Source organism: Roseomonas sp. AR75, from assembly GCF_005222815.1.
Classification (GTDB): domain Bacteria; phylum Pseudomonadota; class Alphaproteobacteria; order Acetobacterales; family Acetobacteraceae; genus Falsiroseomonas.
Genome location: NZ_STGB01000005.1, coordinates 304,222 through 329,267 on the forward strand (window position 1 = coordinate 304,222; position 25,046 = coordinate 329,267).

The following is a 25,046-nucleotide window of genomic DNA, read 5'->3' on the forward strand; positions in this document are numbered from 1 at the left end:
CAAACCGGCGATTCGCGTGGCGCCAGCCTGGCGGCGGGGCGCCCCGACTGTCGCGCCTATAGAGCCCAGACACTGAAATTTGCATGAATAAAGACAATGTCCGGCGTCCTCCGCGCCGCCGTCAGCCCGCCGCATCCAGCTCGCCGATCAGCCGGCGCGCCCGGGCGGCATAGACCCCGCGGTCGAAGCGCCAGCTACCGACGAAATGCAGCAGATGCGAGGCGGCCGGGTCGAAGTTCGGCTCGAAGCACGCATAGTCAGGCCAGGGCAGCACGAGCCCGCCCGGCGCATTCGCCACCAAGTAGTTCGAGGCGATCTGCTCGCTGCCCCATTCCGCCCAGCGGGGGCCGAGCAGCGCCTGCATCGCGGTGGAGAACGCCGCAGCGTCGGCGCGCGCATGCACGCCGCGCGCGAAGCCCGCGAAGCCGGCGGAACCGCGCACATAGAGCCGGCCGCCCGCTTCCGGCGGCAGCCCCGGCAGGAGCTGTTCCGCCGCCGCCTGCAGGTGCTCCTTGCTGTAGGAAGCCACACGCGCCGCCGCCTGCTCCAGCGTCTCGATCCCCATGCCGCTGCCGGAATTCAGGGTGAAGGCGGTGTTCGAGGCGATGGCGCCCAGCACCTCCGGGATCGGGTCGGAGGCGAGCACGTCGGAATCGAGCTGCACCACGTAGCTCTCGGCGCTGAGATCGAGGATGTGCAGCAGCCTCTCCCAGCAGCCGCCGCGCGGGCAGGGCGCGGTCGCGATGCTGTCGAGCCGAGTGATCTGCAGCCCCGGCACATGCTCCGCCAGCAGCGCCCGGTCGGGCCCGGTCAGCGAGCCGTCGTCCAGCACGATGACCTCGCCGCCCGGCAGGTAGCGGTAGAAGGACTTGATCGCGAGGAGATACATCCGCAGGTGCTCGGTGCGCACCATGCTGACGACCTTGAGCGGCGCCGGGCGCAGCCGGATCGGCGGCGTGCGGAGGATGCCGCGGCATTGCCGGCCGAACCAGGCGATCGCGGCTCGACGGCGATAGGATTGGAACATGGATCGGTCCGGGTGGCCCAGGGGAGCAGGTCGCTTGGCCCGGAGGTGATTACAGAATGGTGCAGCCGAGCGAAAGCAGCCCCGGCCCGGCCGCCCGGCCGGCGACGCTGCGCCGCGACGGCTCAGCGTGGCGCGGTGGCAGCCTCCGTGTTGTCCGCCATGGATCGCGCGAGCGCGATCAGCGCGCTGCGGCGCTCGGGCTGGCCGATATTGCTGAAGGCGCGCAGCAGAAGGTCCACCTCGGCCGAGATGCCGGCCTCGCGGATCGGCAGCCCGGCCGCGTCGTCGCCCCGCACCAGGGCCTCGATGGAGACGCCGAGGGCTGCGGCGATGGCGATCAGCCGGCTCGCCGCCACGCGGGTCAGCCCGCATTCATAGCGGTAGAGCTGCGGCTGGGAGACGCCGACCTGCCCGCTCAACTCGCTCAGCGACATGCCCATCGCGACACGGCAATCGCGGATGCGGCGGCCCACCGCGGCGTCGGCATCGGTCGGCGCGCGCTTGTTGGCCAGTCGCTTCGGCCCGACATCCAGCACGCTCGCCCGGCTGCCCCATCCATCCAGGGCCCCGGCCGCATGCCCCTCCTCCTCGAGAGGCAGGGCGCTGCCATCCTCCATCATGCGACGATCATCCGGGCAGTCGCCCGACGCGCCGCGCCAAAGGCGGGAAGGCGGGCGGGAGCGGTCCCCGCGCGAAGACCACGATGCAAGGTCTCGGACATCAAATCCCCCCCTTTCCAACAGCAGGCTGTGCGAAGTGTAAGGCGAGCAAGAACGATGCCATCCGATGGAATGAGCCGAATCAAAACCTTGCCAGGAGGCGTCCAGGCAAGTTCCATACATTGTAAGAATTGATGACATCCGCACAAGCCTGATCGACAGGGGCCCGGCCGCTGATCCGGGCCAGGCCGCCCGCCGCCACCTCCCCAGCCCTCCCCAACCCCCTCCCAGCGCGACCCTGTCGGAAAGCCTTACAACCCCGCCGTGTCCGGGCTTGCCGCGGCGCCGCTCCGCAGCGCGCCCGCCGCGCGGCGGAGGCGGGACAGAGCGGCCCGCGGCGACCACGGCCGGGCCAGCTCCACCCAGGCCAGGGTCACGCCGCCATCGCTGAAACTGCGCTTGTAGCGCTGGTCGCCGGCCAGGAAGTCATAGATCCGGTCGCCGCGCCGCAGCGCTTCGGCTATCGCCAGGGCGTGACAGGTCAGGCCCGGCCTCGCCTGCGGCTGGCCAGCGGGATCGGCGAGCGCGCTCTGGTAGGCATACACCACCCCCCGGAACCGCAGATTGTAAAGCAGGCCGACAAGCCCCCTGCCCCCGGTGATCCGCAACAGGTCGAGCTGCCCCGCCGCCAGCGCCCGTTCCATCAGGCAGCGGTGGAAGCGCGTCAGCCAAGGGGTGGCGAAGGCGCCGGCCTGGCCGCGCCGCTGCCAGGACGCCTCGTGCAGGCGGAGGATCTCGGGAAACCAGGCATCCAGCGCCGCAGCGCCCTCCGCGCGCTCCAGCCGCAGCGCCTCGCCCGCCGCATAGAAGCGGTCGGATCGGCGGATCTGCTGCCGGGTGTTGGCGCTCAGGCGGGGCAGCAGCTCGCCGCCCGCCGCCCGGAGCGCGGCAAGATCCAGCGTCGGTGCCGGCCGGTCCTGGCGGCGGATCTCGGCCCCGCCGGCGGCGGCGGCGAGGGATGGCGGCATGCCGCCGAGCACCAGTCCGCGCATGCCCGGCACGGCCCAGGCGGCGCGCAGCAGCGCCGCGGCCACCGCGGGGTCGGTTGCCAACGGGCCGTTATGCTCGGTGAAAGGCCGGTCGCGCGCGGGATCGCCGCTTTCGGCGAGGTGCAGGACGCCCCGGCGGCGGTTGAACAGGGCCAGGCCCACCAGCACCCCGTCACGCTCGGCGCGCAGCACCACCGGGTCAGGGTAGCGCTCCTCCGCCAGGCACCCGACCCAGGTCCAGCCCTGGAAGAAGGAGGCCGGGACGGACGCCTCGAGCCTGGTCCAGGTCTCGCCCAGGGCTTGGAAACCCTCGAAGGGCTGGGGGGCGACCAGGAGGGTCATCGCATGTCCGGCGCATCCTGGGGGCGAGGCCACGGGCGGGGCAAGCCTGCTCCGCGCCGACCGGTGTCGACTTTCTTTACAAACCGCGACGGTCCTCTCAACCCATGCGGCAGGACCAATTGGAATCCAACGGGTTGCATCTCTGGCACGCCACTTGCTTCCCTCGTTGCGTGGCCGTCACTGGCCAGGCCTTTTTCACAAGGTGGGCAACAGATGAAGATTTCTCGTCTCCTGGCCGGCACAGCGCTGGCCCTCAGCATGTCGAGCGGCGCCTATGCCGCGACGATGGATGGCAGCTTCGGCGGTGCGCTGCTCGACCCGACGACCAGCCTCGCGCTGCTCGCGGTCGGCACGGACATCGGCAACAGCGGCGCGCTGGTCACCTCGACCGAGGCTGGCAGCGACTATGCTGGCGTCGGCCTGACCGGCCAGCCCGTGGTGATGCCGACCTTCACGGCGAGCAACGGCAACGCGCTGAGCTTCAGCATCGCGGGCTACGGCGCCTTCTCCGGCACCATCACCCTCGCGGCCGCGAGCGGCCCGAACAGCAGCCGCACGCTCGACGTCTACGCGCTCGGCACCTGGACGCCGGAAGTCCCCGGCGCGTTCGACACCTTCGACCCCAGCGCCGCCAGCGTGACGCTGACCGCCAACCAGACCGGCGGCTCGGGCTCGGCCATCTCGGTCTCCTTCACGCTGTCCTCGCCGCCGGCCCCGCCGCCGATCGAGACGCCGGAGCCGATGAGCATGGCGCTGTTCGGCCTCGGCCTGGCCGGTCTCGGCGTGGCGATGCGCCGCCGCGCCTGATTGGCGTAACATTCCGGAGAGCCTCCGACGGAGGCTCCCCACGGGAGAGCCGGCAGACTAGTCTGCCGGCTCTTTTCGTGTGCCCACCCTGGTGACAGCACCGACCTTCGGCGCATGCCGCATTCCCTGGGAAACAAAGCAAGGAAGTCTCTGTTTTGTGACAAGTTGCAGTGTGGGTAAGATGGTAGCTTGATCGAGCCTTAGGATTTTGTTAAAGCGAAACAGAGAGATAGGGACGGGCCGTTCCGGCCACCCCCGTCTCCGCACGCAGGACGCGTAGCCAATCGTGCTTCACTGCTTCGGGTTGTGGGGGGCTGTGGGATGACCAGCCTGTTCGGGCACAGCGTCCGGTCTGACATGCTACTTCTGTATGTGGCAGACGCGCTGCTGTGCTTCATCGCGGTGTTCGCGCTGCTCGTGCTGCAGGTTGGCCTGCCGCTGGAGCAAGGCGGCATCCTGGCCGTGCCCGTCGCGGTTGCATGCGGCGTGATCGGCGGTGCGACCGGCCTCTACCAGCCGGAGGCGTTCGCGCGAATCCGTAAACTCCTGGTTGCCGTCCTGGTCGCCGGCCTGCTGATGCTGGTGCTGCTGCCGCTGATCGCGATGATCAGCCCGGCCGAAGGCGTGCAGCTCGGCAACCACCTCGTCGGCGTCACGCTCGCCGTGCTGGGCGCGGTGGTCACCACACGGCTCGGCTTCGCCGCCGCGCGGCGCAGCGGTCGCCTGGTGCATCGCGTCGCGGTTGTGCGCGGCGCCGCCGGCGCCCCCTACCGCATCAACGAGATGGAGGGCGCGACCGGCCCGAACGGCCGCTTCCAGGTGGCGCTCGACCTCGCCCCGGCCGCCGATCTCGAACGTCTCCTCGCCCCTGCGCGGCTGCGCGCGGAGCGTATCCGCATGGTGATCGCCGGCGGCCCGGCCGGCCTGCCCGAGCCGCTTGCCCGCTCGATCGAGGGTGCCGGCATCCGCGTGATGGACGAGACCGAGTTCCTGGAACATCAACTGGCGCGGGTCGATATCGAGCGCCTGCGGCCGAACTGGCTCGCGCGGTCCAACGCCGTGCGGGAAGGCCGGATCGAGGCCGGGTTCCGCCGCGGATTCGACATCCTGCTCGGCTCGGTGCTGGTGCTGGCGACGCTGCCCCTGCTGCTCATCACCGCGGTGGCGATCAAGCTCGACAGCCCGGGCCCGGTCTTCTACCGGCAGGAGCGCGTGGGCCGCGGCGGCCGGGTCTTCACCCTCTTCAAGTTCCGCAGCATGCGCACCGATGCCGAGGCCGGCGGCGCGCCGGTCTGGGCCAGCCGCCGCGACGACCGCGTGACCCGCGTCGGCCGCTTCATACGGCTCACCCGGATCGACGAGATCCCGCAGGTGCTGAACGTGCTGCGCGGCGACATGGCCTTCGTCGGCCCGCGGCCGGAACGCCCCGCCTTCGTGGAGCAGCTCGGCCACATCATCCCGCACTACAACGATCGCGCCGTGGTGAAGCCGGGCATCACGGGATGGGCGCAGGTTAACTATCCCTACGGTGCTTCGGTGGAAGATGCCCGCATGAAGCTGGCCTACGACCTCTACTACATCCGCCGCCGAAGCCTGTTCCTCGACCTGCTGATCCTGGTCGCCACCGTGCGCGTGGTGCTGTTCCAGGAGGGCTCGCGGTGAGGCAGGGCACAAGGCGGGCGGGCCTCTCGCGCGGGCCGTGAGCGCCGCATCCTTCATCCTGCATGCCGGTGCGGCCGCGGTCTGCCTCGTGTGGACCGCGCTCGTGCTTTCGGCCGGGCGCGGCACCGCGGCGCGGCTGCTGGCGCTGGCCTGCGGCGCCGCCGCGCTCTGGGCCGGCAGCTTCGCACTGGCGCTGCACAGCCAGGCGCCCTGGGCGATGCAGCTTGCCGCCGTCACCGAGATCGCGCGCTGGCTGGTCTGGCTCGGCGTACTCGGCTTCTTCTTCCGCCGCGTGGCCGGCCAGCGCGCCGGTGCGCTGACCCGGGCCTTCGCCCTGACCGCCGCCTGCGGCGCAGGCGTCGCCTTGCTGGTCGCGCTGGTGGGCGGCGACGCGGCGGAACTGCTCTCCGGCCTCGCCACCTTCGGCACGCTGGCGCGGCTGCTGCTGGCGCTGCTGGTCGTGCTGATGGCGGAAAACCTGTTCCGCACCGCGGGCGAGGCGGAGCGCTGGCATGTCAGCCTGCCCGCGATCGCGCTCGGCGGCCTCTCCGCCTACGATGTCCTGCTGTATGCCGAGGCGGCGTTGTCGCAGCAGATCTCCGTGCCGCTGCTCGATGCCCGCGCCGCGCTGACCGCGGCGGTGACGCCGCTTCTCGCGGTCGCCGCGGTGCGCGATGCGCGCTGGCGGCGCGACCCGCCGGTCTCCCGCCAGGTCGTGTTCCACGGCGCGACGCTGGTGGTGGCCGGCGCCTTCCTGCTGGTGATCGGCGCGCTGGGCGAGATCCTGCGCTGGCTCGACGTGCAATGGGGTGCGACGGCGCAGATCGGCCTGCTCGCCATCGCCCTGATCGGCCTGGCGGTGGCGCTGACCTCCGGCACGGCGCGGTCGCGCATCCGCACGCTGATCGTCGATCACTTCTTCACCGCGCGCTACGACTACCGCCGCGAATGGCTGCGCGCGGTGGAGGGCCTGTCCGCCGGCGAGCAGGCCATGGCGCCCGAACAGCGCGCCATCCGCGTGGTGGCCGATGTGGTGGACAGCCCCGCCGGCGTGCTGCTGCAGCGCGATCCGGGAGAAGCCGGCCTGCGCTGGACCGGGTCGTGGAACCTTCCGTCGGAGCACCAGGCGCTGACCGGCGGCCATCCCTTCGTCTCGGCGCTCGGCGCTGGCGCGGAGGTGCTGGAACTGGCCGCGGAGGACCAGGCGACGCGGGTCCTGCGCCAGGCCTATGGCCCGCTCTGGCTCGCCGTGCCGCTGCTGCATGGGCGGGAGGGGCTGACCGGCGTGGTGCTGCTCGCGCCGCCACGGGCGCCCTTCAAGCTCGATCGCGAGGTGACGGAGCTGCTGCGCATGCTCGGCCGGCAGGTGGCGATGTTCCTGGCCGAGCGGCGCGCGGCGGAGCGGCTGGTGGATGAGCGGCGGCTGGCCGACTACGCGAAACGGTTCGCCTTCGTCGCGCATGACGTGAAGACCGTCTCCAGCCAGCTTTCGCTGCTGCTCTCGAATGCCGAGGAGAACCTTGCCGATCCCGAGTTCCAGCACGACATGCTGGTGACGGTGCGGGCCTCCGCGGCGCGCATCAATGCCCTGATCGTGCGCCTCGGCCAGCCGGGCGATGTGCCGGAGGGTGCTGCGGAGACGATCGCGCCGCTGGAGCGGTTGCACGCCCTTGCGGCGGCGAAGCCCTATCCGGTGCGGGTGGAGGGCGAGGCGCCGACCGTTCTCGCTGCGATTCCGGCCTCGCGCTTCGACACCGCGATAGGGCATCTGATGAACAACGCCGCGGAGGCCTCGCCGCCAGGGGAGGCGGTGCGGGTGCAGATACGTCAGGAAGGGTCCCAGCTCATCGTGGATGTCATCGACCGCGGTCCCGGCATGTCGGCGGAGTTCGTGCGCGACGAGCTGTTCCGGCCGCTCAGCACCTCGAAGCGGCAGGGCAGCGGCATCGGCGCCTGGCAGGCGCGTGAATTGCTGCGCGAGGCCGGCGGCGAGCTGACCGTGCTCAGCCGGCCCGGCGCCGGCACGACGATGCGCGTGGTGCTGCCCGCGCGCGGCGCCGTCGCGCCGCCGCGCGAAGCCGCCGCCCCGATGCTGCGAGGTGCGGCATGAGCAAGCCGAAGCTGCTGGTGGTCGAGGACGATCCCGGCCTCTGCGCGCAATATCGCTGGGCCTTCCCGAACTGCCGCGTCGTGGTGGCCAACGACCGCAAGCAGGCGGAGGCGCTGGCCAAGCGCGAGCAGCCCGACGCGGTGCTGCTCGATCTCGGGCTGCCGCCGGATGCGGAAGGCGTGAGCGAGGGCTTCGCGACGCTCGAATCGCTCCGCGCCGCGACGCCGAACCTGCCCGTGGTGGTGGCAAGCGGCCAGGGCCAGCGGGAGAATGCGCTGCGCGCGGTCGCGCTCGGTGCCTATGATTTCTGCGAGAAGCCGGTGGATGTCGCGGTGCTGCGCACCGTGATCGAGCGCGCGCTGCGCCTGCGCGAGCTGGAGGAGGAGAACCAGCGCCTCGCCACGGCGCCGAAATCCTCGCCGATCCAGGGCATCCTCACGGCCGACGAGGGCATGCTGAAGGTCTGCCGCACGGTGGAGCGGCTGGCCGGCGTCTCCGTCCCCGTGCTGCTGCTCGGCGAGAGCGGCACCGGCAAGGAGGCGCTGGCGCGCGCGCTGCACGAGCTCGGCCCGCGCGCCGGCAAGTCCTTCGTCGCGCTGAACTGCGCGGCGATCCCGGAGACGCTGCTGGAGAGCGAGCTGTTCGGCCATGAGAAGGGCGCCTTCACCGGTGCCGTGCGCCAGGTGGCCGGCCGCATCGAGACGGCGAATGGCGGCACGCTCTTCCTCGACGAGATCGGCGAGATGCCCGTCGCGCTGCAGGCCAAGCTGCTGCGCTTCCTGCAGGACCAGGTGATCGAGCGGATCGGCGGCCGCACGCCGATCCGGGTGGATGTGCGCGTGGTTTCGGCCACCAACCAGCCGCTGGAGGAGCAGGCCGAGAGCGGCCGCTTCCGCGGCGACCTTCTGTATCGGCTGAACGCGGTGACGGTGCGCATCCCGCCGCTGCGCGAGCGGGTGGGCGACGCGCTGCTGCTGGCGCGCTTCTTCCTGGCGAAGTTCGCGCGCGAGCATGGGCGGCGCCTTCGCGGCTTCGACGCCGCGGCGTCCGAGGCGATCGCCGCGCATCGCTGGCCCGGCAATGTCCGGGAGCTGGAGAACCGGGTGCGGCGCGCTGCGCTGATGTCGGACGGCCCGCTGGTCGGCATCGGCGACCTGGAGATCGCGCCGGCCTCGATGGAGAATGAGGGCGAGGCCGATCTCGACCTGCGCAGCGCGCGGCTGCGCGCGGAGCGCGAGGCGATCGAGCGCGCGCTGGCCCGTAGCAGCGGCAGCCTTTCCGCCGCGGCGCGGCTGCTCGGCATCAGCCGGCCCACGCTCTACAGCCTGCTCGAGACGCATGGTCTCGCCGCAGCCCGCCAAAGGGCCGAGGGCGCGCTTGCCCCGGCCGATCCCGACCCCGTGTAGCGGAGCCAGAACCATGGCGACACCGCCCTTCAACATCCGTCGCAGCCCGCTGATGCTGGCCGCCACCCTGGCCTTCGGGCTGGGCGCCGGCAGTGCGATCGCGCAGCCGCTGGAACGTGCGCGCGCGGCGCAGGCGCGCGGCGACCTGCGCGCGGCGCAGATCGACTATCGCAACGCGGTCCGGGCGCAGCCGGACAACGCCGCGGTGCGCATGGGCCTCGCCCAGGTCAGCATGGATCTCGGCGATCCCGACACCGCCGAGCGCGAGGCGCGTGCCGCGCTGGAACGCGGCTTCGACAAGGCACAGGCGACCGCGCTGCTGATGCGCACCTATCTCGCGCGCGGCCGCTTCCGTGAATTGCTGCGCGACTTCCCGCAGGTGGACGAGCCCGCCGCGCTCGCCGCGCAGATCGCCGCAGCGCGCACCTTCGCCGAACTCGGTCTGAACCAGCGCGACGCCGCGCGGGCCTCGGCCGAGGCCGCGGTGCGCTTCGCGCCGGATTCGGCCGATGCGCAGCTCGCCGCCGGCACCGTGGCGCTGGCGGCCGGCGACCGCGCCGCGGCGGAAGCAGCGGTGGACCGGGCGCTGGCGGCCGATCCGACCTCGCAGGAAGCGCAGCTGCGCAAGGCCTCGTTCCAGGCGGAGCGCGGCCAGATCCCGATGGCGCTGGAAACCCTGGGCAAGCTGATCACCCAGGCGCCGGGCAATGTCTCCGCCCGCGTGCTGCGGGCGGAGCTGCTGATCCGCACCGGGCAGGAACAGCAGGCGCGGCCGGACATCGACGCGGCGCTGCGCATCTTCCCCTCCCACCCCGCGGCGACCTACCTCACCGCGCTGATGCAGGTGCGCGCGCAGGATTGGCGCGCGGCGGACGAGACGCTGCAGCGCATGGGCGCGGCGCTGCCGATGCTCGGCGACGCGCTGCTGCTGCAGGCGACGGTGAAGCGCGCGCTGAACGAGCCCGGCCAGGCCGAGGATGCGGCGCAGCGCTACGTTGCGCGCCGGCCGGACGATGCGCGCGGCGCCAAGCTGCTCGCCTCGCTGCAGCTCGAGCGCAACCGCCCCGACGCGGCGGCGGCGACGCTGACCCGCCTGGCGCAGCGCAACGCCGCCGATGCCGAAGCGATGGACATGCTCGGCCGCGCCCATGTCGCCGCCGGCCGGCCGCGGGAGGCGGTGATCGCCTATGCCCGCGCCGCCGAAATGGCGCCGAACGATTCCGGCATCCGCGCCCGCCTCGCGGCCGCGCGCCTCGCCTCCGGCGATTCGCGCGGCACGAGCCAGGCGGCGACGGAATCGCTGCGGCTCGCGCCCGAGCAGAGCGGGGCGCGCGAACTGCTCGCGATCGCCGCGCTGGCGCGCGGGGACATCACCGGCGCGCAGGCGGAATACGACCGCCTGACGCCCGAGCAGCGGAAGGGCGAGGCCGCGGGCACGCTGGAAGGCCTGCTGGCGCTGTCGCGCTTCGAGGTGCAGCCGGCACGCCGCGCCTTCGAGGAGGTGCTGCGCAACCACCCCGAAAGCATCGGCGCACGGCTCGGCCTGGCGCGCGTCGCCACCGCGGAAGGCAACCCGGTGCTGGCGGAGCGCCTGCTGGTGGAGGTGCTGCAGCGCGCACCGAGCCATCCGGAAGCGCTCGGCCGGCTGCTCGCCACCGTGATGTCCGGCCCGCCGCGCGCGGAGCCGGCGCTGATTGCGCTGCAGGCGGCGCATGCCGCGGCGCCGAACGACCCGCAACTTGCCATCACGCTGGCCACCGCCTTCGGCGCGATGGGCCAGCCGGAGCGCGGGCTGGCGGTGGTGGACACGCCGGAGCTGCGCCGCGCGGGCCAGGGCCCGCAGCTTCCGCTCACCCGCTCCCAGGCCTATGCGGCGTTGGAGCGGTGGCCGGAGGCGGAGCAGGCCGCGCGCGCGGCGCTGGCCGACGATCCCACCTTCTTCCCGGCACGCCGCCAGCTTCTCTCCCTGCTGCTGCGCAACGGCGACCAGCGCGGCGCAGAGGCGATGCTGGAGGAAGCGCTGCGCACCCAGCCAGCCAACGCGGCGCTGCAGCAGCTCCTGCTCGTCACGGTGCGCGAGAACCGCGGCCTCGATGCGGCGCTGCAGCTGGCGGACCGGCTGGCGGGCGTGGTGACGATGCGCCCCGCCTCGCTGAGCCTGCGCGGCGACCTGCTGATGGCGGCGCAGCGCCCGGCCGAAGCGGCGCAGGCCTATGCCGCCGCGTCGCGGATCGATGCGTCCTCGACGCTCACGCTGCGCGAGGCGGGGGCGCTGCGCGCCGCCGGCAAGCCGCAGGAGGCGCTCGCGCTGCTCAGCACCTGGCTGCAGAAGGAGCCGGACGATATCGGCGCGCTGAACCTCGCGGCGCAGATCGACATCGCCGCCGGCCGCAACGACGCCGCCGAGCGCCTGCTGACCCGCCTGGTGGAGAAGGCGCCCGACAATGCCGTGGCGCTCAACAACCTCGCCTGGCTGTTGCAGGAGCGCGGCCGGCCGGAGGACCTGCAGCGCGCCCGCGCGATGTCGGAGCGTGCCTACTTCCTGATGCCCGGGCCCGAGACGGCCGACACCTTCGGCTGGATCCTGTCGCGCACCGGCGACCGGGATCGGGCGCTGGTCCTGCTGCGCCAGTCCGCGAGCGCGCCGCGCGCGCGCGGCCAGGCGCCCGATCCGGGCAAGGTGTTCCGCTACGCCGCCACGCTGAACGCCGCGGGCCAGAAGGAGGAGGCGATCAAGGTGCTGGAGCCGGCGCTGGCCGGCGACGCCGCCTTCCCCGAACGCGCCGAGGCCGAGCGCCTGCTCGCCGAGATGCGCCGCGGCTGAGCCCTTCGCGTGCGCAGCTACGTCTTCCTGCTGGTCTATCTGGGGCTGCTGGTCCCGGCGCTCGCGCAGCCCTTCGTCGGCGCGATGCTGTGGTCGTGGATCTCCTTCATGAACCCGCACCGCGAGGTGTGGGGATTCGCGACCAACCTGCCCTATGCGATGGTGATCTTCATCGCCACCGCGATCTCCTGCATCATCGCGAAGGAGCCGAAGCGCTTCGAGGTGAATGCGGTCACCGTCCTGCTGCTGCTCTTCGGCGTGTTCATCACCTTCACCACGATCACCGGCATCGGCCTGCAATCGGTGATGTGGCACCGCTGGAACATCACCATCAAGACGATCATCGGCGCGCTGCTGGTGGCGTGCCTGCTCACCTCGCGCCGGCGCATCCACGCGATGATCTGGCTGATGGTGATCTCGATCGGATACTACGGCGTCAAGGGCGGCATATTCACAGGAATGACGGGCGGCGGCTTCCGCGTGGTCGGCCCGCCCGACACCATCATCGCCGACCGCAACCACATCGCGGTGGCGCTGCTGGTGACGGTGCCGCTGATGAACTACCTGCGCCTGCAATCGAAGCACTACATCATCCGCGTCGGGCTGCTGGCGGCCGCCGGTCTGACGCTGCTCGGCGCGATCGGCAGCCAGTCGCGCGGCGCGCTGGTGGCGCTTGCCGCGACCGCGATGGTGCTGTGGTGGCGCAGCAAGAAGAAGATCGTCAGCGCCCTCGTGCTGTTCGGCTGCATCGCGGCGATCCTGGCATTCATGCCGGACAGCTGGGTGCAGCGCATGAACACCATCACCAACTACGAGGAAGATGCCTCGGCGATGGGGCGGGTGCGCATCTGGACCGCCTCCTGGCTGCTCGCCCTGCAATACCCGCTGACCGGCGTCGGCTTCCGTGCGATGTACAACCAGGACATCGTGAACATGGTGGCGCCGGACGTGCGCGCCCGCGCGGTGCACAGCATCTACTTCGAGGTGCTGGGCGAGCACGGCTTCATCGGCTTCTTCATCTGGATCGGGATGACCATCGCCGGCGCGATCTACGCGCAGCGGCTGATGAAGCTCGCGAAGAACCGGCCGGAGCTGAGCTGGGCGGGCGACCTGGGCCGCATGGTGCAGGTCTCGATCGTGGCCTACCTCGCGGGCGGAACCTTCCTGTCGCTGTCCTACTGGGACTTCTACTGGGCGATCCTGCTGGTCACCGCCGCCGCCTACAAGATCGCCCTGGCGCAGGTGGCGGCGGAGGCGCCGGCGCGAAGGCAGCAGCCTGCCGGCAGCGGAAGCTGGCGCCGCAACACGGCTGCGGGCGCGATCAAGGGCGCCACCACATGACCCAGGCGGCGCTCGACGCCCGCGGAGGAGAGGACCGATGGAAGGCCCCTACTATCTCGCCATGCTCATCGGCGTCATCTGGCTCTGCCTCTGGATCGGCTTCCCCAAGCTCACCAGCCGATACCCATCCCCCTTCGACATGCGCGACGATACCGAGCAGTTCGACAGCGGCCCCGAGGGCAGGCGCCGCGGCAAGCCTGCCCGCGAAGCCGAGGCTGAGCCTGCTCACCTTCAGCACCCTGTACCCCAACCCCGCCCAGCCCAATCATGGCGTGTTCGTCGAGAACAGGCTGAGGCATCTGGTCGCAAGCGGCGAGGCTGAGAGCACCGTCCTCGCGCCGGTGCCCTGGTTTCCCGGCCGCACGCCGCCGCGCGCGGCGGTGCCGGCGACGGAGCGGCGGCACGGCCTGACGGTGCACCACCCCCGCTTCGCCGCGCCGCCGGGGATCGGGATGTACAGCAACCCCTTCGCCCTCGCCCATGTCGCGCGCCGTGCGCTGCGCCGGCTGCTCGCGGCCGGGCAGCGCTTCGACGCGATCGACGCGCACTACCTCTATCCGGATGGCGTGGCCGCGGTGCGGCTCGGGCGCGAATTCGGCCTGCCCGTGGTGATCACCGCGCGCGGCTCCGACACCAGCCAGCTGCCGCGCCACGCCGTGCCCGGCCGCCTGATCCGCGACGCGATCGCGCGCGCCGACGCGCTGATCGCGGTCAGCGCCGACCTGGCGGAGGGGCTGCATGCGCTCGGCGCACCGCGCGAGAAGGTGACGGTGCTGCGCAACGGCGTGGATCTCGGCCTGTTCCGCCAGCCCGCGGATCGCGACGCCGCGCGCGCCGCGCTGGGTCTGGACGGGCCGACTCTGGTCTCCGTCGGGTTGCTGATCCCGCGCAAGGGGCATCACCTGACGATCGAAGCGCTCGCCCAGCTTCCGGACCACCGCCTGCTGATCGTCGGCGACGGGCCGGAGCGCGAGCGGCTGCAAGCGCTGGCCACGCGGTTCGGCGTGGCCGACCGCCTTCGCCTCGTCGGTCCGCAACCCCACGACAAGTTGGCGATGTACTACGGCGCCGCGGATGCCATGGTGCTGGCGTCCAGCCGCGAGGGCTGGGCGAATGTGCTGCTGGAATCGCTCGCCTGCGGCACGCCGGTGGTGGCGAGCCCGGCCTGGGGCTCGCGCGAGGCGATCGCGGCGCCGGAGGCCGGTCTCGTGCTGGATGAAACGAGCGCGGCGGCGATCGCTGCCGGTGTGCGACGGCTGTTCGCCGCGCTGCCGGACCGCAAGGCGACGCGCGCCTATGCCGAACGCTTCGGCTGGGAGGAGACCACGATGGGCCAGCTCGAGCTTTTCCGCCGCGTCCTGGCGGGGTCCGCGGCATGACCGCGCGTCCCCTCGGCCGCCGCGACCTCGCCGCGCTGCTCGGCCTGCTGCTGCCGGGTTGCGCCAGCGGCACGGCGCAGGCGCAGCCGCAGCACAACCGCCGGCAGGCGCGCGGCGGGCGGCAGCGCACCGTCCTGCGCCTGCCTGCCTCGATGCCCTGCGCGGACCGTCCCGGCGACCTCACCGGGCTGCTGCTGGAAGGCAGCGGGGCCCCGTCCGGCACGGTGGTGGTCTTCGGCCTGCCCTTCCGCCCCGGCGAGATTCCCCGCGGCAGCGGGCTCACCGCGCGGCTCGCCGCCGATGGCCGCGCCCTGCCGGTGCAGCTCGATGCCTCGCGCCATCATCCCGACGGCTCGGTGCGCTACGGCTTGGTGTCGCTTGCCGCGCCGGCGCTGCCGCAGGGCCAGCTTGCCGGGGTGGTGCTCGCCCGCGGCCAGGGCGGCGCGCCCGCCGGCCAGGCGCTGGATTTCGCCTCGGCGCTCGATGGCCGGCAGGTGACGGTGGAGCTGACGCCGAAGGAAGGCGGCGCGCCGTGGCGGGCCGATCTCGGCGCGCTGCTGCGCGGCGGTCGTGCGGAGGCACCCTGGCAATCCGGCCCGCTGGCGACCCAGGCGCGGATCGTGCTGCCGGCGCCGCTCGGCGCCGTGCGCTCGATGCGCTGCATCGCCGATGTCGCGGTGCGCGCCGACCGCACGATCTGGGTGGATCTCTGGCTGCGCAACGACATCGCCATGCAGCCGGGCGGCGGCGACGCCTCCTACACGGCGCGGCTGACCATCGGCGAGCATGACGCGCTGACCGAGGACGTGCCGCGGCACTGGCAGTACGGTGCCTGGGGCCGGCTGGTCGGCGCCGGGGCGCGCGGCGCGGCGCCGAAGCCGCCGCGGGTGATCCATGACCCGCGCTACCTCGGCACCACCGGCGCGACCATGCCGTTCGACATTTCCGTCGGTGTTGACCAGGCGGTCCTGCAGCGGATGGCGCGCGCGCGCGAGCCCGAGACCTGGGACCCGCCGCTCTCGCCACGCGGCCTGAAGACCAGCATGGGCGCGCCCGGCGGGCGTCCCGATCTTGGCCAGACCACCAACTGGAACGCCGCCTGGCTGATCTCCGGCGATGCCGAGGCGGCCGAGATCGCGATCGGCCAGGCCGAGGCCGCCGGCGGCATTCCCTGGCATTTCTGGGACCCGAAGGGCGGCAAGGACGGGAATGGCGGCTGGCTGGACGTGAAGCGCTGGCCGCGCTTCTGGACCGACCGTCGCGGCGGCTCCCCGCCCCACACGCTGGTCCGCGCAGTGCCCAACAGCGTCTGGCAGCGTGGCGCGGTGCCCTCGCACCAGCCGGCGCTCAGCTTCGTGCCCTATGTGCTGACCGGCCGCCGGCCGTTCCTGGACAACCTGATGGCGCAAGCCGGGTGGAACGTGATCTGCGTCTGGCCCGCCAACCGCCGGGTGGAAGGGCCGGCCGACGACATGCTGGTGGTGCGCAAGCGCCAGACCCGCAGCACCGCCTGGACCATCCGCACGCTGAGCGAGGCGGCCTGGGCCGCATCCGACGCCGACCCCACCCTGCCCTACATCGAGCAGGTGACAGCGGCGAACTGGGGCTGGATGGTGGAGCAGATTCCCCGCCTGACCGAGTTCCAGGGCCAGCTGCACGGCTACATCGAGCCGCTGAACTACGGCTACACGCCGAACATCGCGGCCTGGCAGCAGGACTATGTCGTCTCCTCCGCCGCGATGGCGACGCTGCGCGGGCGCGAGGATGCACGGCAGGTGCTGGACTGGATGCGCAACTTCATCGTCGGGCGCTTCTTCGCCACGCAGTACGGCTTCACGCGCAACGACGCGGTGGCGGACCGCTTCTCCCTGATCGCGGACCCGCTGCCCGAACCGCCGAGCCCGCCCAAGCCGCCGCTGCAGACCTGGACCGAGGTCGTGGCCTCCAACCGCGCACGGGACCAGGACAACGGCACGGGATGGAGCCACAGCAACGGCGAGTACATCCGCCTGGGGATGCTGTCCCTCGCGCTGATCGCGCATGCCTTCGACGATCCGCGCGCGAAGGAGGCGTGGCAGTGGCTGGCGAAATCGGATTCGCCCAACGTCAACCTCGGCAACTTCCTGCGCGCCTCCTTCCACACGGTGGCGCCGCCGGGCATGGCGCTCGATCCCGAGCACCTGCCGCGCTGCGCCGCCTCGGCGCCGCCGCGGCGATGACAGCCTGACCTCCCCAACCCGACGCGGAGTCCTGCCCTTGGCCCTCTACCTCGTCACCGGCGGTTGCGGCTTCATCGGCTCGCATCTCGCGGCCGCGCTGGCCGCGCGCGGCGACCGGCTGCGCGTGCTGGACGATCTCTCGACCGGCTCGCTCGACAATCTGCTGCCGGGCGCGGAGCTGGTGCAGGGCGACGTCGCGGATGCCGCGCTGGTGCGGGATGCGATGCAGGGGGTTGCGGGCTGCTTCCACCTCGCCGCCATCGCCTCGGTGGAGCGCGGCGTGCAGGATTGGCTCGGCACCCATCGCGTCAACCTGACCGGCACCATCGCCGTGATGGACGCGGCGCGCGAGCGGCGCGTGCCGGTGGTCTATGCCTCCTCGGCCGCGGTCTATGGCGACCAGGCGGTGCTGCCGATCACCGAGGACGCGCCGAAGCGGCCGCTCTCGGCCTATGGCGCGGACAAGCTGGGCTGCGAGCAGCAGGCGCTCGTCGCCGGCCATGTGCACGGCATCCCGACGCTCGGCCTGCGCTTCTTCAACGTGTTCGGGCCTCGGCAGGACCCGCGCTCGCCCTATTCGGGGGTGATCTCGATCTTCTGCGACCGCCTGTCGCGCGGCGAGCCGGTGACTGTGTTCGGCGACGGCGCGCAGACGCGCGACTTCGTCTATGTCGCCGACGTGGTCGCGGCGCTGCTGGCGGGGATGCAGGCGGCGTCGGTAGAGGCGCCGGTGCTGAATGTCTGCACGGGCCGCGCCACCTCGGTGGTGGAACTGGGGCGGACCATCGCGGCCGCATGCGGTGTCGCCGCGGATATCCGGCACGCGCCGCCGCGCGCCGGCGAGATCCGCCATTCCCTTGGCAATCCGGCACAGGCCCGCGCGTTGCTCGGCCTCGGCGAGCCCGCGCGTTTGCGGGAAGGGCTCGATCAGGTCGTCGCCTGGTTGCGCGATGGCCGGCCCGGGCTGGCACGGCAGCGCGCGCTGGAGGCGCAGCTCAGTTGAGCAGCACGCGTCCGAGAAGCAGGACGAGGCTCCAGCCGACGAACGCGAGCGCCGCGATCGCGAGGCCTGCCACCGGCCAGGGCAACCGGTCCTGCGCCTGCGACCGCGTGATGTCCCGCAGGGTCCGGCAGCTTCTCGCCACATCGAGCTGGGTCATGTCTCCTCTCGCTTCTGCCTGGGCCGAGGTCCCGACCGGCACTTGGCCGGATCGCCCTCACCGCTCCGTGAGGCGGGGCATGCGACCCGGCATGCGAATGAAGCGCCCTGAAGCCGCCGTGGTTGCCCTGGACAATCGCGGGTTGTGCAGGAGCCCCACGCCATGTGCGGCATAGTCGGCCTGTTCCACCCCCTGCGTCCCGCCGTGCCGGCGGAGGCGCTGCTGCGCCGGATGACGGCAGCCATCGCGCATCGCGGCCCCGATGGCGACGGCTTCCATGCCGAGCCGCATCTCGGCTTCGGACATCTGCGCCTGTCCATCGTGGACCTGGCCGGCGGCGCGCAGCCGATGGCGACCGAGGACGGCGCGCTGATCGTCTGCTTCAACGGCGAGATCTACAACTACGCCGCGCTGCGGACGGAGCTGGAAGCGGCGGGCCATCGGTTCCGCACGCGCTCCGACACGGAATCCATCCTGCATGGCTGGCGCGAATGGGGCCTCGGCCTGCTCGACCGCATGAAGGGCATGTTCGCCTTCGCGCTGTGGGACCGCGCGCGCGGCGAGCTGCTGCTGGCGCGCGACCGTCTCGGCGAGAAGCCGGTGCTCTACGGCGCGCTGCCGGACGGCACGCTGGCCTTCGGGTCCGAGATGGCGGCGCTGCTGGCGCTGCCTTCCATGCCGCGTCGGCTGGACCAGGCGGCGCTCGATGACTTCCTGGCGCTCGGCTACATCCCGGACCCGCAGAGCATCTACCAGGATATCCGCCGCCTGCCGGCCGGGCATTTCCTGCTGGTCCGCCGCGGCGAGCCGCTGGACCTTTCGCCCCGTCGCTACTGGCAGGCGCCGCGCCAGGCGGTGGCAGCGCCGGCCGACGCGCCGGCGGAGCTCGCGCGGCGGCTGGATGCGGCGGTGCGCGCGCAGCTGATGTCGGACGTGCCGCTCGGCGCCTTCCTCTCGGGCGGCGTGGATTCCAGCGCGGTCGTCGCTTTCGCCGCGCGCGCGGTGGCGGAGGCCGGCACCGGCCCGCTCGCCACCTTCACCATCGGCTTCGAGGGCAGCGAGGATGAGCGCCCCGCGGCCGCCGCGCTCGCCGCGCGTCTCGGCCTCGCAGCGCATGCGGAGGCCGGCGCGGTGGACTACGTGGCCGCGGCGCGGGAGCAGGCGAAGCTGTTCGGCGAACCCTTCGGCGACCATTCCTCCGTGCCGACGCTGATGGTGTGCAGGCTGGCGCGGAAATACGTGACCGTCGCGCTCTCCGGCGATGGCGGCGACGAGGTTTTTGCCGGTTATCGCCGCTACCGCTTCCACAAGCTGGCCGAGGCGGCGCGGCGCATCTTCCCGGCGGGGGTACGCAGGCAGGTGATCGGCCGGCTCGCCGCGGCCTATCCGAAGCTCGATCGCGCGCCGCGCTGGCTGCGCGCGAAATCCACGCTGACGGAGATCAGCCTCGATTCCGCGCTGGGCTATTACCGCACCGTCTGCAAGCTGCATGAGGAACGCCGCCGCGGCCTGTACGCCGCGCCGCTCCGTGCGGCGCTGCAAGGCTACGATCCGGCCGCGCGCATCGTCGCGCTGATGGAGGAATGCGATCCGGACGACGCGCTGCTGCAGGCGCAATATGCCGACCTGCACAGCTACCTGCCCGGCGACATCCTGGTGAAGACCGACCGCATGGCGATGGCCGTCTCGTTGGAACTGCGGCCGCCGATCCTTGACCATGAGCTGGTGGAGTTCGGCCTGTCGCTGCCGGCTTCGCTGAAGCTGAAGGACGGCTACGGCAAGCATGTGCTGCGCAGCGCGATGGCCCCGCTGCTGCCCGAAGACCTGCTCTGGGGCAAGAAGCGCGGCTTCGCCGACGACATCGCCGGCCAGTTCCGCGCCCAGGCCGCGACGGTGCGGGCGCGGCTGACCGGCGGCGCGATGCTGGACAGCGGGCTGTTCGACGCCGCGTCGCTCGGCCGGCTGGTGGACGAGCATGCCTCCGGCCGCTTCGACCATGCGCAGGCGATCTGGCAGTTGCTGTCGCTGGAAGGCTTCTTCGCCGCCCAGGGCGCCGCGCCCGCGCGCGCGGTGGAGACGGTGGGCGCGTAGCGCCTCCCTCCGGGGCGGCCGGAGATTTCCCTTGACACATTTGTCACCCAGCCATCACCCTGCCTCCAATTCTGTCAGTGGGAGGGACGGCCGTGCCTGTCATGGAAAAGACCCGCGTCACCGTGCGGCCGAGCGGGGCCGCGCTGGGCGCCGACATCATCGGCTTCGACCCCGCCGAATTCAGCAATGACGACTTCGCCACGGTGAAGCAGGCGCTGCTCGATCACCTCGTCATCCGCATCCGCGGCACGGACATCGACGACGCCGCCTTCGAGCGCTTCGGCGCCCGCTTCGGCACCCTGAAGCCCTCGCCCGACTTCACGCGCTCGCGTCCCGTCTACCTGCAGGACGCGCCCTCGGTGACGATCATCTCCAACGTCACGGAGGACGGGAAGCCGATCGGCGAGCATGGCGATGGCGAGCTGAACTGGCACACCGACCTCGCCTTCACCGACGAGCCCTCCGCGCTGACCATGCTGCTGGCGCGGGAAGTGCCGCCAACCGGGGGGAACACCTCCTTTGCAAATATGTATGCGGCGGTGGACGCCCTGAAGCCGGAGACGCGGGCGCTGCTGGAACATCCCGGCGGCCGCAGGGACGGGCTGAAGGCGAAGCACCAGGCCAGCCACAACGCCCAGGGCGGCGCCCGCCCCGGCTACAAGGATGTCGTCACCGACGACGTGAGGGAGATGCCGGGGCCGATCCATCCGCTGCTGCGCACCCACCCCGAGACGGGACGGAAGGCGCTGTTCCTCGGCCGCCGCTTCGGCGGCTACGTCCCGGGCCTGACGCTGGCGCGCAGCGAGGAACTGCTCGACGAGTTGTGGTCGGTGGCGGCGCTGCCGAAGAACACCTGGACGCAGGAATGGCGCGTCGGCGACCTCATCATCTGGGACAACCGCTGCACCATGCATCGCCGCGACGCCTTCACAGGCCAGGGACGGCGGCGGATGCACCGGCTGACCACGCTCGGCGAACGGCCGGCCTGACGCCGTGGCGCGCAGCGCCGCACTGCCGGCCGAGCCCGCCGCAAAGCGGCCGGCGGGGCTCGCCGAGCGCGTGGAGGAGCAGATCCGCCGCCTGATCGACCGCGGCGAGTTCCCGCGCGACGTGCGCCTGCCCACCGAGTTCGAGCTGTGCCGCCGCTTCTCCGTCTCCCGCCCCATCGTGCGGCAGGCGCTGCAGACGCTGCGCGACGCCGGCTATGTCAGCTCCACCAAGGGCTCCGGCACGCTTGTGCTGCGCGGGCCGGACCCTGCGGGGCTGCGCTTCCCGCTGATCAACACCATCGCGGATGTCGAGCAATACTTCGAATACCGCGCCGCGCTGGAAAGCGAGATCGCGCGCCTCGCCGCGCAGCGCCGCACGCCCGAGGCGCTGGACGAGATCGAGGCGACGCTCGCCGAGCCGGAGGAGGTGCTGCAGATGGGCGCCCCGGAACTCACCCGCGACGCCAATTTCCGTTTCCACCGCGCCGTGGCGCGGGCCAGCGGCAATGCCTTCCATGTCGCGACCATCGAGCAGTTGCCGAACCTGATCGGCCTCGGCCCGGTCGAGGTGCGCAACTTCGACGAACGCGATCCGGCGGCGCGGATCGCGCGCATCAATGCCGAGCACCGCTCGATCCTCGAGGCGATCCGGGCACGCGACGCAGCGCGCGCGGGGGCGGAGATGGGCGCGCATATCAGCGCGGCGCGGCAGCACGTCTACCAGCGCCACAAGGCGCGGATCGTCCACGAATAGAAGCGCCGCAGGCGCAGCAGGCAGGGAGGGAACGGCCATGGACATCAAACGCAGGAACGCACTGGCCGCGGGCACGGCGCTGGCTGCGGCGGCGCTTGCGCGGCCCGCGATCGCGCAGACGCGCAAATTCGTCATCATGAGTCATGCGGTGCACCGCAACGTCTCCACCGGCGCACGCGGCGGCGACAGCACGGCGGCCTGGCGCCAGCGCAACAACCTCGAGATCGAGTGGCTGACCTTCGGCGTGGAGGCGGTGCATGAGCGCCTGTACCGGGAGGCGCAGCTCTCCCAGGGCGGCGTGGACATGGCCTTCATCCTGGAACGCTACGGCGGCCCGCATATCGCGCCGCTCTTCGAGGATCTCCGCCCCTACATGGATGCCGCGCCGATCGAGAAGCTGGACGAGATCTCGCCCTCCATGCTCGCCGCGCACACCTATCGCGGCAAGCTGATCGGCATTCCCTTCCGCCATGCGACGCATGGCTTCTTCACCAACAACGTGATGGCGCGCGAACGCGGCGTGACGCAGGTGCCGCAGAGCTTCGAGGAGGTGATCGCCGCCGCCGACAAGCTGACCTACACGCGGGACGGTGCGCGCGTGGCGGGCTATGCGCTGTCGATGGACGATCCCTCGGCGCTGATGGACATCATCCGCGCGCATGGCGGCGACTTCATCACGCGCGACTACCGCTTCGTCGCCGACCAGCCCCAGGCGGTCGCGGCCATCGCGCTGGTGCGCGACTGGTATCGCCGCGGCGTGCTGCCGCGCAACGTGATGACCTTCAAGACGGAGGAGGTGATCACCGCCATGCAGCAGGGCCGCGCGGCGCTGACCAACCAGCCCTTCGGCCGCATCGTCAACTACAACGATCCGCGCGGCAGCCGCTTCCCCGGCGAGATCTCGGTCGCGAACATCCCGATGATGGAATCCGTCGCGGGCCGGAAGGGCGCGCTGGTGCCCGCCAAGACATCGGTCTGGGCAATGGCGATCCCGAGCAACTCGCCGGACAAGCAGCGGGCGTGGTCGCTGATCCGCGAGCTGTCCTCGGTGGAGAGCACCATCCGCGCGGCGGTGAACGGCAACGGTCCCGTGCGGATGTCCGCCTATGACGACCCGCGCGTGCGCGAACTGGCGCCCTATGCCGACCTCGAACGCCGCGTGCTGCCGACCGCGCAGCTCACCGTGCCCGGCTTCGACCAGGCCGGCCGCGCGATGGATATCTTCATGGAGGAGGTGCAGAAGGCGATGCTCGGCGCCGCCGAGCCGCAGGCGGCGATGAACGCGGCGAAGTCGCGGATCGAGCCCCTGCTGCCTTCCTGACGCCGTGGCGCCTTCGGAGATGACGGCCGGCGCCGCGCCGCTCACGGCGGCGCGGCCCGCCGCGAGACGCGCGCGGCGCCTGCCCGGCGGCACGCGGCCGGGTGCTTCGCACTACGCGCTGCTGGCGCCGGCGCAGATCCTGCTGGTCGGCATCATCCTGCTGCCCGCCATCTACGTGGCCTGGATGAGCCTGCAGAAGGTGAGCTTCGGCGCCGACCCGGTCTTCGTCGGGCTGGAGAACTACCGCGCCCTGCTGGCCGATTCCGTGTTCTGGCGCGCAGCCTGGAACACCTTCCTCGTCGTCAATGCCGTGGTCTATGGCGAACTGCTGCTCGGCCTGGGCCTGGCGCTGCTCGTCTCCGGCTGGATGCCGTACCGCAAGATCGTCATCGCGCTGCTGATCGCGCCCTATGCGATCAACGAGGTCTCGGCCGTCGCGATGTGGCGCTTCGTGCTGGAGCCCGACATCGGCATGGTGAACTGGGCGATGCTGCAGATCGGGCTCGGCCAGCTCGACTGGTCGGCCGATCCGGCCGATGCGCTCGTGCTGGCGGCGCTGCTCAGCATCTGGATCCACACGCCCTTCACCTTCCTGATCCTCTACGCCGCGCTGCAATCGGTGCCGCAGGAGATCAAGGAGGCGGCGACGGTGGATGGCGCGAATGCGTGGCAGTCCTTCCGCCACGTCACCCTGCCCTTCATCCTGCCGGCGCTGCTGGTGGCGTTGGTGTTCCGCTACATCACGGCGATGCGCATCTTCTCCGAGATCTGGCTGCTGACCGAAGGCGGCCCGGCGCGCATGACGGAGGTGCTTGCGGTCTATCTGTATCGCGCGGCGTTCCGCTACCACGAATTCGGCTTGGCCTCCGCCACGGCCTTCGCGATGGTGCTGCTCTCGCTGGCGGTCGCGGCGCCCTATCTCTACGCCGCCTGGCTGAAGATGTTCCGGCATGCGTAGGCCGGGGCCGATGTGGCGCGCGCTGCGGCTCTCCGGTGCGGCTGCGGCGATCGCCTGGTCGGTCTTCCCGATCGCGATGGTTGTGCTGTCGTCGTTCAAGCCGCAGCGCGAAATCTTCGCCATTCCGCCGCAACTCGTCTTCGCGCCGACGCTCGACAATTACCGCCGCCTTGTGACGGAGTGGCCCGCCTTCTTCCCGAACATGCTGAACAGCCTGATCGTGACCACCGGCGCGACGCTGCTGACCGTGCTCTGCGCCACGCTCGCGGGCTATGTCTATGCGCGGTTCCGCGGGCGCATCCTGGCGCTCTCGGCCTTCTTCATGGTGCTGGTGCGGATGCTGCCGCCCATCGTGGTGACGCTGCCGCTGTTCCCCTTCTTCTCCTGGCTGCAGGTGAACGACACGCATTTCGTGCTGATCGTGCTCTACGCCGCCTTCTTCGTCAGCCTCGCCACCTGGATCATGCGCGCCTTCATCGACCAGGTGCCGCGGGAGCTGGAGGAAGCCGCGCTGGTGGACGGCGCCGGCCTGTTCCAGGTGCTGCGCATGGTGGTGCTGCCGCTGGTGGTCAACGGCGTGATCGCGGCCTCGCTCTTCGTGATCGTCTATGCGTGGAACGAATTCATCTTCGCCCTGGTCTTCACCACCCGCATCGCGCGGACGACGCCGCTGGTGATGAGCGAGATGCTGAGCACGACCGATGGCGTGGACTGGGGCGTGCTGTTCGCGGCCGCGACGGTGCAACTCGCGCCGATCCTCGCCTTCATCCTGGCGGCGCAGCGCTACGTCATCGCGGGGCTGACCGCCGGCGCGGTGAAGGGATAGTTCCGCAGCGCGACCGCCGCGCCCGGCCACCCGCACTTTGTTACACAGGCCGGGCGGGGTCGATCACGCGCTTACCGATGGACAGAAAAGTGCGGAATAAAATTTCTTCGCGTATAAAGCTG

At 71.6% G+C, this 25,046-nt stretch carries 20 protein-coding genes; 16 read left to right on the top strand and 4 right to left on the bottom strand.

Annotated features, from left to right (window positions below; translation table 11 throughout):
- Positions 1-121 precede the first annotated feature (121 nt).
- The 3 genes from E4T13_RS21100 to E4T13_RS21110 all read right to left on the bottom strand — a co-directional run bounded on the left by E4T13_RS21100 (position 122) and on the right by E4T13_RS21110 (position 3,077).
- A complete protein-coding gene (locus E4T13_RS21100; protein WP_137180320.1) occupies positions 122-1,027 on the bottom strand; it encodes a hypothetical protein in 906 nt (301 codons plus the stop codon).
- 122 nt (positions 1,028-1,149) lie between these two features.
- Positions 1,150-1,647, bottom strand: a complete 498-nt coding sequence (locus E4T13_RS21105) for a helix-turn-helix domain-containing protein (protein WP_170985125.1) — start codon at positions 1,645-1,647, stop codon at positions 1,150-1,152.
- A gap of 350 nt (positions 1,648-1,997) precedes the next feature.
- On the bottom strand, positions 1,998-3,077 hold the full coding sequence (locus E4T13_RS21110; protein ID WP_137180322.1) for a GNAT family N-acetyltransferase: 1,080 nt from the start codon (positions 3,075-3,077) through the stop codon (positions 1,998-2,000).
- A gap of 213 nt (positions 3,078-3,290) precedes the next feature.
- Here E4T13_RS21110 and E4T13_RS21115 point away from each other — a divergent pair, with 213 nt between their 5' ends.
- The 10 genes from E4T13_RS21115 to E4T13_RS21155 all read left to right on the top strand — a co-directional run bounded on the left by E4T13_RS21115 (position 3,291) and on the right by E4T13_RS21155 (position 17,828).
- Positions 3,291-3,884, top strand: a complete 594-nt coding sequence (locus E4T13_RS21115) for a PEP-CTERM sorting domain-containing protein (protein WP_137180323.1) — start codon at positions 3,291-3,293, stop codon at positions 3,882-3,884.
- Between the two features lie 357 nt (positions 3,885-4,241).
- Positions 4,242-5,546, top strand: a complete 1,305-nt coding sequence (locus tag E4T13_RS21120) for an exopolysaccharide biosynthesis polyprenyl glycosylphosphotransferase (RefSeq protein ID WP_137180324.1) — start codon at positions 4,242-4,244, stop codon at positions 5,544-5,546.
- Between the two features lie 37 nt (positions 5,547-5,583).
- On the top strand, positions 5,584-7,656 hold the full coding sequence (gene prsK / locus E4T13_RS21125; protein ID WP_137180325.1) for an XrtA/PEP-CTERM system histidine kinase PrsK: 2,073 nt from the start codon (positions 5,584-5,586) through the stop codon (positions 7,654-7,656).
- Complete coding sequence (prsR, locus tag E4T13_RS21130; protein WP_137180326.1) at positions 7,653-9,062, top strand: PEP-CTERM-box response regulator transcription factor; 1,410 nt, start codon at positions 7,653-7,655, stop codon at positions 9,060-9,062. Before prsK ends, prsR begins: the two co-directional genes overlap by 4 nt.
- A gap of 13 nt (positions 9,063-9,075) precedes the next feature.
- Complete coding sequence (gene prsT / locus E4T13_RS21135; RefSeq protein ID WP_170985126.1) at positions 9,076-11,886, top strand: XrtA/PEP-CTERM system TPR-repeat protein PrsT; 2,811 nt, start codon at positions 9,076-9,078, stop codon at positions 11,884-11,886.
- 9 nt (positions 11,887-11,895) lie between these two features.
- The gene (locus E4T13_RS21140) at positions 11,896-13,227 is read left to right on the top strand and encodes a putative O-glycosylation ligase, exosortase A system-associated (protein WP_137180328.1); all 1,332 of its coding nucleotides are present in this window, start codon (positions 11,896-11,898) and stop codon (positions 13,225-13,227) included.
- Between the two features lie 37 nt (positions 13,228-13,264).
- Positions 13,265-13,549, top strand: coding sequence for a hypothetical protein (locus tag E4T13_RS30615; protein WP_240791228.1), 285 nt, complete (start codon positions 13,265-13,267; stop codon positions 13,547-13,549).
- On the top strand, positions 13,500-14,606 hold the full coding sequence (locus tag E4T13_RS21145; protein ID WP_240791229.1) for a glycosyltransferase: 1,107 nt from the start codon (positions 13,500-13,502) through the stop codon (positions 14,604-14,606). The genes E4T13_RS30615 and E4T13_RS21145 overlap by 50 nt, the downstream gene beginning before the upstream one ends.
- Positions 14,603-16,825, top strand: coding sequence for a hypothetical protein (locus tag E4T13_RS21150; RefSeq protein ID WP_137180330.1), 2,223 nt, complete (start codon positions 14,603-14,605; stop codon positions 16,823-16,825). The genes E4T13_RS21145 and E4T13_RS21150 overlap by 4 nt, the downstream gene beginning before the upstream one ends.
- A gap of 37 nt (positions 16,826-16,862) precedes the next feature.
- A complete protein-coding gene (locus E4T13_RS21155; protein WP_137180331.1) occupies positions 16,863-17,828 on the top strand; it encodes an NAD-dependent epimerase/dehydratase family protein in 966 nt (321 codons plus the stop codon).
- On the opposite strand, the gene E4T13_RS29995 is transcribed toward E4T13_RS21155, so the two are convergent.
- Positions 17,821-17,985 (bottom strand): hypothetical protein, encoded by a 165-nt coding sequence (locus E4T13_RS29995; protein WP_170985127.1) that lies wholly within the window; start codon positions 17,983-17,985, stop codon positions 17,821-17,823. The two genes, E4T13_RS21155 and E4T13_RS29995, sit on opposite strands and share 8 nt — an antisense overlap.
- Positions 17,986-18,147: 162 nt before the next feature.
- Between E4T13_RS29995 and asnB the strand changes: the two genes are divergently transcribed.
- The 6 genes from asnB (at position 18,148) to E4T13_RS21185 (ending at position 24,924) form a co-directional block, all read left to right on the top strand.
- Positions 18,148-20,076 (top strand): asparagine synthase (glutamine-hydrolyzing), encoded by a 1,929-nt coding sequence (gene asnB / locus E4T13_RS21160; RefSeq protein ID WP_137180332.1) that lies wholly within the window; start codon positions 18,148-18,150, stop codon positions 20,074-20,076.
- 101 nt (positions 20,077-20,177) lie between these two features.
- Positions 20,178-21,065, top strand: a complete 888-nt coding sequence (locus E4T13_RS21165) for a TauD/TfdA family dioxygenase (RefSeq protein ID WP_240791270.1) — start codon at positions 20,178-20,180, stop codon at positions 21,063-21,065.
- Between the two features lie 4 nt (positions 21,066-21,069).
- A complete protein-coding gene (locus E4T13_RS21170; RefSeq protein WP_137180334.1) occupies positions 21,070-21,819 on the top strand; it encodes a FadR/GntR family transcriptional regulator in 750 nt (249 codons plus the stop codon).
- 37 nt (positions 21,820-21,856) lie between these two features.
- Positions 21,857-23,140 (top strand): ABC transporter substrate-binding protein, encoded by a 1,284-nt coding sequence (locus tag E4T13_RS21175; RefSeq protein ID WP_170985128.1) that lies wholly within the window; start codon positions 21,857-21,859, stop codon positions 23,138-23,140.
- 19 nt (positions 23,141-23,159) lie between these two features.
- Entirely contained in the window at positions 23,160-24,098 is a 939-nt protein-coding gene (locus tag E4T13_RS21180; protein ID WP_137180336.1) for a carbohydrate ABC transporter permease, read from the top strand.
- Entirely contained in the window at positions 24,091-24,924 is an 834-nt protein-coding gene (locus tag E4T13_RS21185; RefSeq protein ID WP_206030264.1) for a carbohydrate ABC transporter permease, read from the top strand. Before E4T13_RS21180 ends, E4T13_RS21185 begins: the two co-directional genes overlap by 8 nt.
- The last annotated feature ends 122 nt before the right edge of the window (positions 24,925-25,046 follow it).

Bases quoted from the DNA above. Each gene is read 5' to 3' on its own strand.
- E4T13_RS21110 (WP_137180322.1), bottom strand. From the start codon at position 3,077: ATGACCCTCCTGGTCGCCCCCCAGCCCTTCGAGGGTTTCCAAGCCCTG.
- prsR (WP_137180326.1), top strand. From the start codon at position 7,653: ATGAGCAAGCCGAAGCTGCTGGTGGTCGAGGACGATCCCGGCCTCTGC.
- prsT (WP_170985126.1), top strand. From the start codon at position 9,076: ATGGCGACACCGCCCTTCAACATCCGTCGCAGCCCGCTGATGCTGGCC.
- E4T13_RS21150 (WP_137180330.1), top strand. From the start codon at position 14,603: ATGACCGCGCGTCCCCTCGGCCGCCGCGACCTCGCCGCGCTGCTCGGC.
- E4T13_RS21105 (WP_170985125.1), bottom strand. From the start codon at position 1,647: ATGATGGAGGATGGCAGCGCCCTGCCTCTCGAGGAGGAGGGGCATGCG.
- E4T13_RS21100 (WP_137180320.1), bottom strand. From the start codon at position 1,027: ATGTTCCAATCCTATCGCCGTCGAGCCGCGATCGCCTGGTTCGGCCGG.
- E4T13_RS21180 (WP_137180336.1), top strand. From the start codon at position 23,160: ATGACGGCCGGCGCCGCGCCGCTCACGGCGGCGCGGCCCGCCGCGAGA.
- asnB (WP_137180332.1), top strand. From the start codon at position 18,148: ATGTGCGGCATAGTCGGCCTGTTCCACCCCCTGCGTCCCGCCGTGCCG.
- E4T13_RS21165 (WP_240791270.1), top strand. From the start codon at position 20,178: ATGGAAAAGACCCGCGTCACCGTGCGGCCGAGCGGGGCCGCGCTGGGC.
- E4T13_RS30615 (WP_240791228.1), top strand. From the start codon at position 13,265: ATGGAAGGCCCCTACTATCTCGCCATGCTCATCGGCGTCATCTGGCTC.
- E4T13_RS21115 (WP_137180323.1), top strand. From the start codon at position 3,291: ATGAAGATTTCTCGTCTCCTGGCCGGCACAGCGCTGGCCCTCAGCATG.
- E4T13_RS21175 (WP_170985128.1), top strand. From the start codon at position 21,857: ATGGACATCAAACGCAGGAACGCACTGGCCGCGGGCACGGCGCTGGCT.
- E4T13_RS29995 (WP_170985127.1), bottom strand. From the start codon at position 17,985: ATGACCCAGCTCGATGTGGCGAGAAGCTGCCGGACCCTGCGGGACATC.
- E4T13_RS21185 (WP_206030264.1), top strand. From the start codon at position 24,091: ATGCGTAGGCCGGGGCCGATGTGGCGCGCGCTGCGGCTCTCCGGTGCG.
- E4T13_RS21120 (WP_137180324.1), top strand. From the start codon at position 4,242: ATGCTACTTCTGTATGTGGCAGACGCGCTGCTGTGCTTCATCGCGGTG.